This is a genomic window from Methylobacterium sp. HMF5984, assembly GCF_045033435.1.
Taxonomy (GTDB): Bacteria; Pseudomonadota; Alphaproteobacteria; order Rhizobiales; family Beijerinckiaceae; genus Methylobacterium.
In genome coordinates this window covers 3098510-3111862 of sequence record NZ_JBJFLN010000001.1, presented here as the reverse complement: position 1 = coordinate 3111862, position 13353 = coordinate 3098510, and the positions used below count along the sequence as shown (strand labels likewise).

The 13353-nt window shown below is 71.9% G+C and carries 11 protein-coding genes; 9 read left to right on the top strand and 2 right to left on the bottom strand.

Translation table 11 applies throughout. The features are described from left to right. The first annotated feature begins 180 nt into the window (after positions 1–180). The 4 genes from ACFZ8E_RS15040 to hslV all read left to right on the top strand — a co-directional run bounded on the left by ACFZ8E_RS15040 (position 181) and on the right by hslV (position 4484). Positions 181–1053: a branched-chain amino acid ABC transporter permease gene (locus ACFZ8E_RS15040; protein ID WP_147728683.1), complete on the top strand. Its 873-nt coding sequence runs from the start codon at positions 181–183 to the stop codon at positions 1051–1053. A 4-nt stretch (positions 1054–1057) separates the two neighbouring features. Next, complete coding sequence (locus tag ACFZ8E_RS15035) at positions 1058–3130, top strand: ABC transporter permease subunit (protein WP_243950005.1); 2073 nt, start codon at positions 1058–1060, stop codon at positions 3128–3130. Then, complete coding sequence (locus tag ACFZ8E_RS15030; protein WP_405043124.1) at positions 3123–3845, top strand: ABC transporter ATP-binding protein; 723 nt, start codon at positions 3123–3125, stop codon at positions 3843–3845. The genes ACFZ8E_RS15035 and ACFZ8E_RS15030 overlap by 8 nt, the downstream gene beginning before the upstream one ends. A gap of 108 nt (positions 3846–3953) precedes the next feature. Beyond that, positions 3954–4484 (top strand): ATP-dependent protease subunit HslV, encoded by a 531-nt coding sequence (gene hslV / locus ACFZ8E_RS15025; RefSeq protein ID WP_147844277.1) that lies wholly within the window; start codon positions 3954–3956, stop codon positions 4482–4484. Between the two features lie 60 nt (positions 4485–4544). Here the strand turns inward: hslV and ACFZ8E_RS15020 are convergent, their stop codons facing one another. Beyond that, positions 4545–5945 carry a hypothetical protein gene (locus tag ACFZ8E_RS15020; protein ID WP_405043123.1) on the bottom strand — a complete coding sequence of 467 codons (1401 nt, stop codon included), beginning with the start codon at positions 5943–5945 and terminating at the stop codon, positions 4545–4547. Positions 5946–6206: 261 nt separating this feature from the next. Here ACFZ8E_RS15020 and ACFZ8E_RS15015 point away from each other — a divergent pair, with 261 nt between their 5' ends. From ACFZ8E_RS15015 to ACFZ8E_RS15000, 4 genes are all read left to right on the top strand, one after another. After that, positions 6207–7877 carry a methyl-accepting chemotaxis protein gene (locus ACFZ8E_RS15015; protein ID WP_405044387.1) on the top strand — a complete coding sequence of 557 codons (1671 nt, stop codon included), beginning with the start codon at positions 6207–6209 and terminating at the stop codon, positions 7875–7877. A gap of 109 nt (positions 7878–7986) precedes the next feature. Then, a complete protein-coding gene (locus ACFZ8E_RS15010) occupies positions 7987–9072 on the top strand; it encodes a hypothetical protein (RefSeq protein ID WP_405043122.1) in 1086 nt (361 codons plus the stop codon). Next, positions 9069–10382 carry an ATP-dependent protease ATPase subunit HslU gene (hslU, locus tag ACFZ8E_RS15005; RefSeq protein ID WP_243950002.1) on the top strand — a complete coding sequence of 438 codons (1314 nt, stop codon included), beginning with the start codon at positions 9069–9071 and terminating at the stop codon, positions 10380–10382. Before ACFZ8E_RS15010 ends, hslU begins: the two co-directional genes overlap by 4 nt. Positions 10383–10386: 4 nt before the next feature. Beyond that, positions 10387–11271 (top strand): EamA family transporter, encoded by an 885-nt coding sequence (locus ACFZ8E_RS15000; RefSeq protein WP_405043121.1) that lies wholly within the window; start codon positions 10387–10389, stop codon positions 11269–11271. Between the two features lie 54 nt (positions 11272–11325). Here the strand turns inward: ACFZ8E_RS15000 and ACFZ8E_RS14995 are convergent, their stop codons facing one another. After that, the gene (locus ACFZ8E_RS14995; protein ID WP_405043119.1) at positions 11326–12387 is read right to left on the bottom strand and encodes an MBL fold metallo-hydrolase; all 1062 of its coding nucleotides are present in this window, start codon (positions 12385–12387) and stop codon (positions 11326–11328) included. A 156-nt stretch (positions 12388–12543) separates the two neighbouring features. Between ACFZ8E_RS14995 and ACFZ8E_RS14990 the strand changes: the two genes are divergently transcribed. Then, positions 12544–13350: a Crp/Fnr family transcriptional regulator gene (locus tag ACFZ8E_RS14990; protein WP_147727551.1), complete on the top strand. Its 807-nt coding sequence runs from the start codon at positions 12544–12546 to the stop codon at positions 13348–13350. Positions 13351–13353 lie beyond the last annotated feature (3 nt).

Here is a 13353-nt window from a genome sequence, read left to right as displayed (position 1 = left end):
GGCGGCGCGCGAGGTCCCGCAACCGCCCGCGTGCCGGGGCGGCACGGCCGGCCCGACGCCGTCCGGTCGCCCGTCGCGCGGCCCGATCCCGAGCGGGACGGGAGCCCGCGCCTCGACGGATCGAGTCGGGACCGGACGTCATGAACGACCAAACCCTCACGCACGGGCGCCGGTGACACGATGACCATCTTCCTGCAGCTCGTCGCGTCCGGCGTCGCGGTCGGCATGATCTACGCCGCCATCGCCTTCGGCTACCAGCTCACCTTCGCCACCTCGAAGACGCTGAACTTCGGGCAGGGCGAGGCGCTGGCGCTGGGCGCCCTGTTCGGCCTGACGCTGGCGCCGTTCACCGGCTACTGGCTGATGATCCCGCTGGTGCTGGTCTTCGGCTTCGCGCTGGGCGCCGTGGTCGAGCGCCTCGGCGTGCGCCCGGCTGTGAAGATCAAGTCCGAGTACGGGTGGATCATGGCCACCATCGCGCTCGGGATCATCTTTCGCAATCTCGCCGAGAACATCTGGGGCCGCGACGACCTGAAGTTCCCGTCGCCGCTGCCCGAGGAGGCGCTGCAGCTCGGCGGCATCCGCATGCTGCCGATGGAGCTGCTGATCATCGCCGGGGCGTTGCTGATGATGCTCGCGGTCGAGATCTTCAATCGCAAGTCGATCTGGGGCAAGGCGGTGATCGCCACCTCGAACGACATCGATGCCGCCGGCCTGATGGGCATCAACACCAAGCGCGTCATCACCCTGTCCTACTCGATCAGCGCGATGACGGCGGCGTTCGCCGGCGTGCTCGTCGCCCCGGTCACGCTGACGGGCGCCACGATGGGCGCGGTGCTGGCGCTGAAGGCCTTCGCGGTGGCGATCATCGGCGGCCTCGAATCCGGCCTCGGCGTCATCGTCGGCGGGCTGATCCTCGGCATCGCCGAGACGCTGACCGGCTTCTACATCTCCACCGGCTACAAGGACGTGCCGGGCCTGATCCTGCTCCTCGTCGTGCTGTCGATCCGCCCCGTGGGGCTGTTCGGCAAGGCCGTGATCAAGAAAGTCTGAGCCGATGGCGCACTCCACCTTCGCGCCGGCCGCCGCCCCGGCGCCCTCGGCCTCCGCCGGTCTCGGCCGGCATATCGGCGCGGCGGGCGCGGTGCTGCTCGTGGTGTTCCTCGCCGCTTTCCCGCACGTGGTCACCAGCAGCTACTACATCCACCTCCTCCTGGTGATCGCGATCTACGCGATCCTGATCCTCGGGCTCGACATCGTCGTCGGCTATACCGGCCAGGTCAGCCTCGGCCATGCCGGGCTGTTCGGCGTCGGCGCCTACGCGGCGGCCGTGCTGTTCCTGCACTTCAAGCTCGGGATCTGGTGGGGCCTGCTCGCCGGGATCGGCGTCACCTCCGCCTTCGGCCTGCTGCTCGCGGTGCCGGCGCTGCGGGTCACCGGCCCGTACCTCGCGATGGTGACGCTGGCCTTCGGCACCATCGTGCAGATCTTCATCAACGAGCTGACCCCGATCACCAACGGGCCGCTCGGCATCACCCTGCCGCCGGCCCGCGTCATCGACTTCGCGAGCTTCGGCATCAGCCCGCCCTGGGGCGCGGCCGGCCGCAAGCTCGAATTCTACTACCTCGTCTGCGCCTGCCTCCTGCTGACGATCGTGGTGGTGAACCGCATCGTGCGCTCGCAGTTCGGGCGCGCCTTCGAGGCGCTGCGCGACTCGCCGATCGCCTGCGACTGCATGGGCGTCAGCGTCTACCGCTACAAGGTCTACGCCTTCGTGGTCTCGGCGGCGCTGGCGGGGCTCGCGGGCGCGCTGTTCGCCTGGTCGGAGCGCTACGTCGCCCCGAATTCCTACGGCTTCGAGCTCACCGTGCTGTTCCTGCTCGCGGTGACGATGGGCGGCCGGAAGTCGCGGGCCGGCCCGCTGATCGGCTCGGCGATCATCGTGATGATGCCCAACATCCTGGCCGACATCGACCTCGTGCGGATCATGGCCGGCCTCATCGCCGCCGTGGCGCTCGTCGTCGGCATCCAGGCCTTCCTGCGCCGGCGCGAGAACCGCTTCGCGATCCTCGTGCCGGTGGTGCTCTGCATCCTGTTCCTGCCCGCGACGCTGGCGCTGCAATCGGTCACCGACTTCCGGCTCAGCGTGTTCGGCCTGCTGATCCTGTTCGTGGTCTACTACCTGCCCGACGGCATCGTCGGCTTCCTGCGCGAGAAGATCCCGGCGCTCCGCCCGGCCCACACGGCGGAGGGCAAGGCGCTCTCGGCCGACGGCGACGCGCTGATCGCGCAGCGCGGCAAGGCCGCCGGCACCGAGCCGCTGCTGCAGGTCGAGCAGGCGCTGATGCAGTTCGGCGGCCTGAAGGCGCTGGCCGGCGTCGACCTGTCGGTGAGGCCCGGCACGATCCACGGGCTCATCGGCCCGAACGGATCGGGCAAGAGCACGATGATGAACGTGCTCACCGGCATCTACAAACCCACCGCCGGCGCAGTGACGCTGGCCGCGGCCGGCAGCGCGCCGAAGCGCCTCGACGGGCGCACGCCCTCCGAGATCGCGCTCGCCGGCGTCGCCCGCACCTTCCAGAACGTGCAGCTCTTCCGCGAGATGACGGCCCTGGAGAACGTGCTCGTCGGCCTGCACCACGCCTTCCACGGCACCATCGTCGACGCGATCCTCGGCACGCCGCGGCGCCGCCGCGAGGAGCGCGAGGCCCGCGCCCGGGCGATGGCGATCCTCGACTTCATGGGCCTGTCGAGCCTCGCCCAGGTGGAGGCCCGCAACCTGCCCTACGGCAAGCAGCGCCTCCTGGAGATCGGCCGCGCGCTGGCGCTCGACCCCGTGCTGCTGCTGCTGGACGAGCCGGCCGCCGGCCTGACCGCGCCCGACATCGCGGACCTGACCGCGATCATCCGCAAGATCCGCGACGCGGGCATCACCGTGATCCTGATCGAGCACCACATGGACGTGGTGATGGGGCTGTGCGACCGGGTCAGCGTGCTCGATTTCGGGCACAAGATCGCCGAGGGCGGGGCCCGCGAGGTGCAGGCCGACCCGAAGGTGATCGAGGCCTATCTCGGCGCCCCCGACGACATGGGCGGCTCGGCCGCTCCGGAGCCAGCCCATGCTTGAGGTCGCCAACCTGTCGGCCGGGTACGGCCAGATCGAGGTCCTGCACGGGCTCTCGTTCCAGGTGCCGAAGGGCAAGGTCGTGACGCTGATCGGCTCCAACGGGGCCGGCAAGACCACGACGATGCGGGCCCTCTCGGGGATGATCCAGCCGCGCACCGGCTCGATCCGGCTCGCAGGGCGTGAGATCTCGGGGCTCGACAGCCACGACGTGGCCCGCGCCGGCCTCGCCCACTCGCCGGAGGGGCGGCGGGTGTTCCCGACCCTGTCGGTGGAGGACAACCTGACGCTCGGCGCCTTCCCGCGGCTGACCGGCTCGCGACCCAAGGGCGACGTTTCCGCCGACCGCGAGCGCGCCTACGCGCTGTTCCCGCGCCTCAAGGAGCGCCGGCTGCAGCTCGCCGGTACGCTCTCGGGCGGCGAGCAGCAGATGCTCGCCATGGGCCGCGCCCTGATGCTGCGCCCCGACATCCTGCTGCTGGACGAGCCGTCGATGGGGCTGGCGCCGAAGCTCGTCGAGGAGGTGTTCCGCATCATCCGCCAGCTCAAGGAGGAGCAGGTGACGATGCTGCTCGTCGAGCAGTTCGCCATGGCGGCGCTCGGGGTGGCCGACTACGCCTACGTCCTCGAGAACGGCCGCATCCGCTTCCAGGGGCCGGCGGCCCGGCTCAAGAGCGATCCGGCGGTACGCGCGGCCTATCTCGGCGGCGACCACTGACCGCGGGTCTTCGCGGCGCCGCTTGGCAATCCGGGGCGCGAGCCCCTACCTGACGCCGAGCGATACCCGGAGACACCCTTGGCACACGACGATTCAGGCCCGGCCCAGATGCACGCCACCACCATCCTGATGGTGCGCAAGGGGGGCCGCGTCGTCATCGGCGGCGACGGCCAGGTCAGCCTCGGCCAGACCATCGTCAAGGGCAATGCCCGGAAGGTCCGGAAGCTCGCCAAGGGCGCGGTGATCGGCGGGTTCGCCGGCGCGACGGCCGACGCCTTCACCCTGTTCGAGCGCCTGGAGGCCAAGCTCGAGCAGTATCCCGGGCAGCTCACCCGCGCCTGCGTCGAGCTGACCAAGGACTGGCGCACCGACCGCTATCTCCGCCGCCTGGAGGCGATGATGCTGGTGGCCGACAAGGACGTCAGCCTGCTGCTGTCGGGCGCGGGCGACGTGCTCGAGCCGGAGGGCGGGGTGATGGCGATCGGCTCCGGCGGCAACTACGCGCTGTCGGCCGCGCGCGCCCTGGAGGACACCGACCTCGACGCAGAGGCGATCGTGCGCAAGGCCATGCGGATCGCCGCCGAGATCTGCGTCTACACCAACGAGAGCCTCGTCCTCGAGGCTCTCGACGCGGGCTAGGTCCGGCCCTCACCGGCTCCGTCCCGACGGCCCTGGGGCCGCCGGGAGGCTGCGCGGCTGCTACTTGTCGAAGCTGTAATCGAGGTCGATGCCGTTCTTGCCGTCGTCGCTGGCCTTGAAGGTCATCTTCATGCGCGTCTCGGTCGTGCCCGTGTCCTGGGTCTCGTCCCAGACCGAGGTGTAGCGGCAGGTCATCCGCTTGGCCTTGCGATCCTCGAAGACCGTCTCGGGCTCGACCAGCGCCTTGAGCCGGCGCTTGCCGTCCTTGAAGTCGGGGGCGCCGTTGACCGAGGCCATCAGATCCGTGCGCATCGCGTCCTGCGCGCAGAGCCCACCCGCAGGCGAGGGCGGAGCCGAGGGGACGGGCGCGGCCGGGGCCGCCGCCACCGTGAACGGCCGCTCGATCTGGGTCGTGCGGTCGCTGAACTTGTCGCGCAGCGTGAAGGCGAGGACGTACTCGCCCGGGTCGACGCCGGTGATGCCCAGGGTGACGTGGAAGGAGAACTTCGGGGAGCCGTCCAGCAGGGCGTCCTTCCCGGCGGTGAACTCCCGGTCGATCACGGCCTTCTGGCCGGCGAGGATCGCGCCGCCCCTGGTCTGCAGCGCGTAGTCGACGACCAAGCCGAACCGCACGTCGCCTCCGGCGACCGGCACCAGCGTCTCGCCGATCGGCTCCATGTAGGTAATGACCTTCTCGCTCGGCAGGAAGGGGCTCGCGGCGCGCGGGTCGGCGTCGCCGAAGCCGTCCGAGGGCCGCGTGACGAACAGCACGCGCCGGACCCCGAGGGTCTGGGTGGCGGCCGGCGCTGCGGCAGGGGGTGCTTGAGCGGGGGCTTGAGCGGGCGCTTGGGGCGCCGCCGCGGCGGCCCCCGGCGGCGGCTTGACCGCCTCGGGCGCGGTGGCTTCCGTCTTGCCCGTCCCGGCCTTGCCGGACGGGACGGCGGCACCGGACCAGAACCCGCCGCCTCCGCCGCCGGCCGGGACCGTCACGCTCTTCATGATCGCGTCCAGGGCGGTCCCGTTGGTCTGGCGGTCGTCCTCGGAGCCCCACACGGTCAGCAGGACCACCCGGTTCCGGCTCGCGTCGAGGGTGACGAAGTCGATGATCGCCTTGCCGTTCTTGTCCGTCGCCTGGTAGCGCTGCACCTGGCCCGGGGTGCCGTTGAAGTCGATGGTCTGCTCGGTCGGCTTGCCGACGAGCTTGACCTTGTTCTTGGTCAAGTAGGCCTTGCTGTCCTTGATCAGCGCGTCGAGGCGCGCCTTGCTGTCGGTGGCGATGTTGACCACGATGTCGCCGTCGACCGAGACGGAGGCGATCTCGGTCTCGTAGACGCTGGTGTCCCAGTCGTCCGGCATCGTCGCGGTGACGGCGGGTTCCTTCGCCGGCAGGACGATATCCTTGGCGCAAGCCGGCGCGGCCAGCCCGGCGAGCAGGGCGGCCCCCACGATCCATCGCTTCATCTGACGTCCCCCGGACCGGGCTCGATCATCGATCCCGGCAGGGTCCACTCATCCGGGCTGACGAAGGAACGGTCAAGGTTATGCCCGCCGGGTCCGCGGGTTTATGCTGTCGTTCTCGCAGCTTCGACCGCAGGGTGGCGAAGCATCGAGGATGTCGGCTTCGCGCCCCGAGGCCGTGCAGGGGTGAACGGGTTGCAAGCTTAACGGGTCCTTGACAACCTCTGGGTAGGTTCGACCACGCAAGCACGGGGCGTGGACGCGATGACGATCGGCGGCAAACTCATCGGACTGGTCGGCGCCTCCAGCCTCGTGACCCTCGTGGTCGCGGGCGTCGGGCTCGACACCCTGCGGACCTTCAACGCGTCGGTCGGGGCCGCGCGGAACGCCACCGAGAACGCGCTGTTCGCGGCCGAGCTCACCCGGCTCGCCACCGACACCGCACTCGAATCCCGCGGCATCTACGCCGCCGCCAGCACGCAGGCCGCGCGGACCTACGCCGGCGGCATCGTCCGCGATCTCTCGGCGATCGATGCGCTGCTGACCGAGTGGCTCCCGGCGGTGCCGGCGGAGGACCGGGCGCTGTTCGACCGCGTGGCGAAGGACGCCGCGGATTTCCGACGGCACCGCACCGAGACGGCCCGTCTCGGCACCGAGGTCTCGCCGAAGGCCGCCGCCGAGCAGGGCTTCACTGAGGAGAACCGCAACAACCGCATCGCCTTCCAGGCCGGGATCGAGGCCCTCGTGATGCGCAACCGCGACCGCATCGAGAGCCTGAACGCCGGTGCCGACGCGCTCTACACGGGGCGCCTGCGCCTGCTCCTGGCGCTGGCCTTCGGTGGCGCCCTCGGCGGCCTGCTCATCGGCGGGCTGTTCGGCCATCGCATGATCGCGAGGCCGCTGCGGGCCGTGTCGACCGCGATCCGCCGCCTCGCGGAGGGCGACCGCGACCTGCCGATGGTGAAGCCCTCGCGCGACGAGATCGGCGCGATCTGGGCGAGCATGCGCACCTTCGCCGACGCGATGGGCGAGGCGGACGCCCTGCGCCGCAGCCAGGCGCAGGCCGGCCTGGAAGCCGGCGCCGTCAAGCGCGCCGAGATGGACACCCTCGCCGACCGATTCCAGGGCAGCGTCGGCGGCCTCGTCGGCCACCTGGCCGCGTCCGCCGGGACGATGGAGGAGACGGCCCGCGCGATGGCGCGCAACGCCGAGCGCACCAGCCTGCAGTCGCAGGCCGTCATGGACGCCGCCGGCGCGGCCTCGATGAACGTCCAGGCGGTGGCGGCCGCCACCGAGGAGCTGGCCGCGACCGCCAACGAGATCGGCGCGCAGGTCTCGCAGACCTCGGTCGCCGCCGCCGGCGCCGTCGAGAACGCGCGACGCACCGAGCAGTCCGTGCAGCGGCTTGCCCGCAGTGCCGCCAGCATCGGCGAGGTCGTCTCGCTGATCTCGGGCATCGCCGGCCAGACCAACCTGCTGGCGCTCAACGCCACGATCGAGGCGGCGCGGGCCGGCGAGGCGGGACGCGGCTTCGCGGTGGTGGCCGCCGAGGTGAAGAGCCTCGCCGGCCAGACCGCGCTGGCGACCGACCGGATCACCGCCGAGATCGCCACGATCCGCGAGGCCACCGCCGACGCGGTGGCGGCGATCGAGGAGATCGGCGGCACCATCGGCTCGGTCCACGAGATCGCGATGGGCGTCTCCGCGGCGGTGGAGGAACAGCAGCTCGCCACCCAGGAGATCGCACGCAGCGTGAGCGACGCCGCCGAGGGCACCCGGGCGGTGAGCGAGACCATGGCCGAGGTCCAGGCCGCCGCCCTGCAGGCGGGCGCCGCCGCGGCGCAGGTGCTGGCCGCGGCCGGCGAGCTCGCGCGCCGCTCCGAGGGCCTCGGCGGCGAGGTCGCCGGCTTCGTCGGCGAGATCCGCGCCGCCTGACGCCGGCCGGGGGATCGCACGCCGGATCGGCCGCGCGTTCGGCCGCGCGTTCGACCCTGGTAAGCGTCCCGCTTCGCGCTTAGATCGGGGCGATGCGACGTCCCTCCCCGTGCCCGCCGGCCCTCCGGTGATCGACCCCGCGCTCCTGTCGCGCGCGGTCGCCCGCGGCATCCTCACCGCCGCGCAGGTGGAGGCCCTGGACCGGCTGGCCCGCGAGGAGGCGGTGCCAGTGCCCGAGCGCGTGGACGACGACGAGCGCCTGCGCTTCATCACCGGCTTCGCCGACATCTTCGTCACCCTCGGCATCGGCCTGTTCCTGGGCGCGGCCTGGCTCCTGGCCGGCGACACCCTCGGCGGGACGGACAGCCGGGTGCTCGTCGCGGCTCTGGCCTGGGCGCTCGCGGAGTTCTTTACCCGCCGCCGCAGGATGGCGCTGCCGAGCATCGCCCTGCTGGCGATCTTCGCGGTCGAGTCCTTCCTGGCGCTCACGTCGATGGCCGGCCTCGCGATCGGCTGGAGCAGCGCCCTGCCGGGACCGAGCGGATCGGGCGCGCCGGCACCGCTTCCCTATGCCGGGGCGGCGCTCGCGACCCTGGCGCTCTGCGCCCTGCATTACCGGCGCTTTGCCGTGCCGATCACCATCGCGGCGGGCGCAGCCGCGCTCGCCGGCACGCTGCTCGCGCTGGCCTTCGCCCTCGTCCCGACCCTCGATGCCGGCGCCTTCAGCGCGCTGCTGGTCACGGCGGGCCTCGCCGTCTTCGCCCTGGCGATGCGTTTCGACCTCGGCGACCGCCAGCGCCAGACCCGGCGCACGGACATCGCGTTCTGGCTGCACCTGCTCGCCGCCCCGCTGATCGTGCATCCGATGCTCGCCACGGTCCTCCGGAACGGCGAGGCGCCGTCGACGGTCTCGGCGATCCTGGTGCTCGGCGTCGTGCTGCTGCTGGCGCTGGTGGCGCTGGTCACCGACCGGCGCGCCATCCTCGTGGCCGGCCTGACCTATGCCGGGATCGCGTTCGGAACCCTGATCCGGGACGCCGGCTTCAGCAACCGGGCCGCTCCCTTGAGCTTCCTGGCGCTCGGCGCCTTCGTCCTGCTGCTCAGCGCCGGCTGGCACGCGATGCGGGGCGTCGTCCTGCGCGGCCTACCCGCGCGCCTGGCAGACCGGCTGCCGCACCCGATCGGAGCCCGATGACCACGTTTTCCCCCCGCGAGATCGTCTCGGAACTCGACCGCTTCATCGTCGGCCAGCACGACGCCAAGCGCGCCGTCGCCATCGCGCTGCGCAACCGCTGGCGCCGGCAGCAGCTCACCGGGCCGCTGCGCGAGGAGGTTGCGCCGAAGAACATCTTGATGATCGGCCCGACCGGCTGCGGCAAGACCGAGATCGCCCGCCGGCTCGCGCGGCTCGCCGGCGCGCCGTTCCTCAAGATCGAGGCGACCAAGTTCACCGAGGTCGGCTATGTCGGCCGCGACGTCGAGCAGATCGTGCGCGACCTCGTCGAGGTGGCGATCGGGCTCGTGCGCGAGGAGAAGCGCAAGGCGGTCAAGGCCAAGGCGGAGGCGGCGGCCGAGAACCGCATCCTCGACGCCCTGGTCGGCCCGACCGCGAGCCAGTCGACGCGCGACAGCTTCCGCAAGAAGCTGCGGGACAGCCAGCTCGACGACAAGGAGGTCGAGATCGAGCTCGCCGGCAATCCGTCCTCCGGCCTGCCGATGTTCGAGATCCCCGGGATGCCGGGCGCCTCCATGGGCGCGGTCAACCTCGGCGACATGTTCGGCAAGGCGTTCGGCGCCGCCAAGGGCAAGCCGCGCCGGATGAGCGTGCGCGACGCCTACGCGCCCCTGCTCGCCGAGGAATCCGACAAGCTCGTCGACGACGACGCGCTGATCCGCGAGGCGATCCGCGAGGTCGAGGACAACGGCATCGTCTTCCTCGACGAGATCGACAAGATCTGCGCCCGCGAGGGGCGGTCCTCGGCCGACGTCTCCCGCGAGGGCGTGCAGCGCGACCTGCTGCCGCTGATCGAGGGCACGACGGTGACGACGAAGCACGGGCCGGTGAAGACCGACCACGTGCTGTTCATCGCCTCGGGCGCCTTCCACGTCTCGAAGCCCGCCGACCTGCTGCCGGAGCTGCAGGGACGCCTGCCGATCCGCGTCGAGCTGCAGCCGCTCACCGTCGAGGACTTCAAGCAGATCCTGACCTCCACCGAGGCGAGCCTGCTCAAGCAGACGGTGGCGCTGATGCAGACGGAAGGCGTGACGCTGGCCTTCTCGGACGACGCGGTGGACGCGCTGGCCCGCGTCGCGGTGGAGGTGAACGGCTCGGTCGAAAACATCGGCGCGCGGCGTCTCTCGACCGTGCTCGAGCGCGTCATCGACGAGGTCTCGTTCACCGCCACCGACCGCTCGGGCGAGACGGTGGCGATCGACGCGGCCTATGTCCGCGACCGGGTCGAGAGCCTGGCAGCCAACGCCGACCTCAGCCGGTTCATCCTGTAGCGCCGTGCGCGGCCTCGAACGGCCGGGCGCGTCGGCAACGCTCCTGCCCGTCGTCGCGCTCGTCGCCGGCATGGTCTCGCTCCAGAGCGGAGCGGCCCTGGCCAAGAGCCTGTTCCCGATCGTCGGCGCGGCCGGCGTGTCGAGCCTGCGCGTCGGCTTCTCGAGCCTGATCCTGCTCGCGGTGTGGCGGCCGTGGCGGCGGAGCCTGAGCTTACGCGAGGCCGGGATCATCGCGCTCTACGGCGCCGCGCTCGGGATGATGAACCTCACCTTCTACCTGGCGCTTCGCACGATCCCGCTCGGGCCCGCGGTGGCGATCGAGTTCCTCGGGCCGCTCGCGGTCGCGCTCTCCGCCTCGCGCCGAACCGCCGACTTCGCCTGGATCGGCCTCGCGGTGCTCGGGCTCGGGTTGCTGCTGCCGATGCGCGAGGCCGGCGGCCTGGACCCGGCGGGTGTGGCCTACGCCCTCGTCGCGGCTTTGGCCTGGGCGCTCTACATCGTGTTCGGGCAGCGCGCGGGCCGGATCGACGGCGGGCAGGCGGTGTCGCTCGGCATGCTCGCGGCGGCCATCGTGGTAGCGCCGTTCGGCTTGGCGAGCTCCGGCGCGGCCCTGCTCGATCCCGAGACGCTGGCGCTCGGCTTCGGGATCGCGGTGCTGTCGAGCGCGCTGCCGTACTCGCTGGAGATGGTGGCCCTGCGCCGGCTGACGCGGCAGGCCTTCGGGGTGATGATGAGCCTGGAGCCGGCGGTCGCGGCGCTCGCGGCGTTGATCCTGCTCGGCGAGCGCCTGTCCCTGCTGCAATGGCTGGCGATCGGCTGCGTCATCGCGGCCTCCGCCGGCATCACCGCCGGTGGCCGGAAGGCGAGCGCGACGGAGCGGACCGCCTGACGAACGATCGGGAGGGCGTCTCCACCGTGACCGACGCGGGTGGTTCGTCCGCGGTCAGCCTTTCCACACCTGCCCCGGCCGCAACGCGAGGAAGCGCGCGCGCGGCTGCCCGGCCTGGTCCATCGCCGCGTCCAACGCCTCGGCCGGCTGCGCGATGCCCTCGTCGGTGAGCCGGAAGGTGCCCCAATGGTGGCCGAGCGCCTGGGTCGCCCCGAGCAGGTCGAGAGCGGCGACCGCGTCGGCCGGGTTCATGTGCTGCGCCTGCATGAACCGACGCGGCTCGTAGGCGCCGATCGGCAGGGTCGCCAGCCGCGGCGGCCCGAAGCGGGCACGCACGTCCCGGAAGATCGCGCCGTCGCCGAAGCCGGTATCGCCGACATGGTAGTGGACGCCCCAGGGCGTGGTCAGCACGAAGGCGCACCACAGGGCCATGCGCCGGTCGTTCAGCCCGCGGGCCGACCAGTGGTAGGCCGGCGTCAGGTGGACGGCCACCCCGTCGCCGAGATCGACCGAGCCGCCCCAGTCGGCGGTCTCGACATGCATCGTGTCGTCGTAGCCGCGCAGGATCGTGTCATTGCCGAGCGGCGCGACGACCAGCGGCTGGTGCGCCTGCCAGATCCGCGCGAGGCTCGGCCCGTCGAGATGGTCGTAGTGGTTGTGGGTGATCAGCACGGCGTCGATCGGCGGCAGGTCGGCCATGGCGATGCCGGGGGGGTTGACCCGCTTCGGGCCCGCGAAGCGCGTCGGGCTCGCGCGCGTGGCGAAGACCGGGTCGATCAGGATGTTGCGGCCGGCGACCTGCACCAGGTAGGTGGCATGCCCGATCAGCACGATGCGCAGGCCCGTGACGCGCTCCGGCGGACGGTCGGCCGGGAAGGGGCTCGGATAGGCCTTGGGCCACGCCGTTCCGCCGCGCTCGGCCTTCCAGCGGAGGATGTCGGCCAGGGCCTTGTCGGCGACCTGGCCGGGCGCGAAGAACCGCACCCCGTCGAAGTGGTCGCTTTCCGGCCCGCGGTAGTACGGGTTGCGCCCGCGCCTGTGCACGGCGTAGCCGACGCCGCCCAGGGTCATCACCGTGGCCGCGCTCGCGGCCGTGAGCAGGCTTCGCCGTTTCATGCCGTGATCACATGGCCGGCGGCGCCCCGGAATCAAGCGGATGCCGATGCCGGCCCGTCCGTCATCGAAAACTTGCGCGAACTTCGACTTGTGAACAGACGGCGGCCTCGCGCTGCGCTATGGCCTTGTTGCACCTGGGAAACGAACCGCCCCGCCATGGCCGTCACCGCCGCCACGTCCTTCGGCAGGAACCTCCTGCTGCGCGCCCTCCAGCCCGCCGACCGGGCGCTGATCGCGCCCTACGCCGAGCCGGCCGAGTTCGCGCGCGGCGACATCGTGTTCGAATCGGGCGATCCGGTCTCGCACGTCACCTTCCCGTGCGACCACACCGTGGTCACCCTGGCGATCACCATGCTCGACGGCCGCATGACCGAGACCGCGACGGTCGGCTGGGAGGGCGCGGTCGGCGGCGTGGTCAGCCAGGGCTACCTGCCGGCCTTCAGCCGCGCCGTGGTCCAGATCGGCGGCCCGGGGCTGCGCGTGGAGGCGGGGCGCCTTCAGGCGGCCAAGCACGCGTCGAGCACGCTGCGCAACCTGTTCACGCGCTACTCCGACTGCCTGATCGCCCAGCTCCTGCAATCGGTGGCCTGCAACGCCCTGCACCCGATCGAGCAGCGCGCCGCCAAGTGGCTGCTGACCCTGCACGACCGGCTCTCGACCGACGTGCTGCCGATCACCCAGGACGTGCTCGCCGAGATGCTCGGCGTCCGCCGCACCTACCTGTCCGGCGTCCTGCGCGGCCTGCACGACCGCGGGATGATCGCGGTGTCGCGCGGCCGCATCGCCATCCGCGACCGGGCGGCCCTGGAGCGGGCGGCCTGCGAGTGCCACGACCGGGTGCGCCGTCATTTCGAGGAGGTGCTCGGCGCGGTCTATCGCGACGACGGCACGCTGGTGGCCGTCGACCCGGCCGCGGCCGGCGGGTCCGCGGCCGGCCAGCCCTCGCAGGGAAGGGCGGCCTGAGCG

What these genes read in the sequence shown, in the direction of transcription:
- ACFZ8E_RS15040 (WP_147728683.1), top strand. Translation starts at nt 181, where the DNA reads ATGACCATCTTCCTGCAGCTCGTCGCGTCCGGCGTCGCGGTCGGCATG.
- ACFZ8E_RS15035 (WP_243950005.1), top strand. Translation starts at nt 1,058, where the DNA reads ATGGCGCACTCCACCTTCGCGCCGGCCGCCGCCCCGGCGCCCTCGGCC.
- ACFZ8E_RS15030 (WP_405043124.1), top strand. Translation starts at nt 3,123, where the DNA reads ATGCTTGAGGTCGCCAACCTGTCGGCCGGGTACGGCCAGATCGAGGTC.
- hslV (WP_147844277.1), top strand. Translation starts at nt 3,954, where the DNA reads ATGCACGCCACCACCATCCTGATGGTGCGCAAGGGGGGCCGCGTCGTC.
- ACFZ8E_RS15020 (WP_405043123.1), bottom strand. Translation starts at nt 5,945, where the DNA reads ATGAAGCGATGGATCGTGGGGGCCGCCCTGCTCGCCGGGCTGGCCGCG.
- ACFZ8E_RS15015 (WP_405044387.1), top strand. Translation starts at nt 6,207, where the DNA reads ATGACGATCGGCGGCAAACTCATCGGACTGGTCGGCGCCTCCAGCCTC.
- hslU (WP_243950002.1), top strand. Translation starts at nt 9,069, where the DNA reads ATGACCACGTTTTCCCCCCGCGAGATCGTCTCGGAACTCGACCGCTTC.
- ACFZ8E_RS14995 (WP_405043119.1), bottom strand. Translation starts at nt 12,387, where the DNA reads ATGAAACGGCGAAGCCTGCTCACGGCCGCGAGCGCGGCCACGGTGATG.
- ACFZ8E_RS14990 (WP_147727551.1), top strand. Translation starts at nt 12,544, where the DNA reads ATGGCCGTCACCGCCGCCACGTCCTTCGGCAGGAACCTCCTGCTGCGC.